The organism is Stomatohabitans albus (assembly GCF_036336025.1).
GTDB lineage: Bacteria > Actinomycetota > Nitriliruptoria > Euzebyales > Euzebyaceae > Stomatohabitans > Stomatohabitans albus.
Window position 1 is genome coordinate 1 of the sequence record NZ_JAYKKE010000009.1, and the last position, 947, is coordinate 947.

Here is a 947-nt window from a genome sequence, read left to right on the forward strand (position 1 = left end):
ATTATTCTCAACCAATCACAAAGATATCGGAACCCTCTACCTATTATTTGGAGCCTGAGCAGGAATAGTAGGGACAGCTTTAAGTATTCTAATTCGAGCTGAACTAGGACAGCCAGGCGCACTCCTAGGAGATGACCAAATCTATAATGTCATCGTCACAGCCCATGCATTCGTAATAATTTTCTTTATAGTAATACCTATAATAATTGGAGGCTTCGGAAACTGACTTGTACCACTAATAATTGGAGCCCCTGATATAGCATTCCCACGAATAAATAACATAAGCTTTTGACTGCTTCCTCCATCATTTCTACTCCTTTTAGCATCCTCCATAGTAGAAGCTGGAGCTGGAACAGGATGAACAGTATATCCCCCCTTAGCCGGAAACCTAGCCCATGCTGGGGCATCCGTAGATTTAACTATTTTTTCCCTCCACCTAGCCGGGGTGTCTTCTATCTTAGGAGCTATCAACTTTATCACCACTATCATTAATATAAAACCCCCTGCTATAACCCAATATCAGACACCTCTCTTTGTATGATCCGTACTAATTACAGCCGTCCTACTACTTCTCTCACTGCCAGTATTAGCAGCAGGTATCACTATACTCCTTACAGACCGAAATCTAAATACTACTTTCTTCGACCCCGCTGGAGGTGGAGACCCAATTCTTTATCAACACCTATTCTGATTCTTCGGCCACCCAGAAGTGTACATCTTAATTCTTCCAGGGTTTGGAATTATTTCACATGTAGTTACTTACTACTCCGGAAAAAAAGAACCATTTGGATACATAGGTATGGTCTGAGCTATGATATCAATTGGCTTCCTAGGGTTTATCGTGTGAGCACACCATATATTTACAGTAGGAATAGACGTAGACACACGAGCATATTTCACCTCCGCTACCATAATCATCGCTATCCCCACCGGCGTCAAAGTATTTA

1 pseudogene is annotated in these 947 nt (G+C 41.8%); it reads left to right on the forward strand.

Annotation, left to right across the window (positions count from 1 at the left end):
• A pseudogene (locus tag VCU37_RS09305) lies at positions 1–947 on the forward strand (cbb3-type cytochrome c oxidase subunit I); the annotation flags it as partial.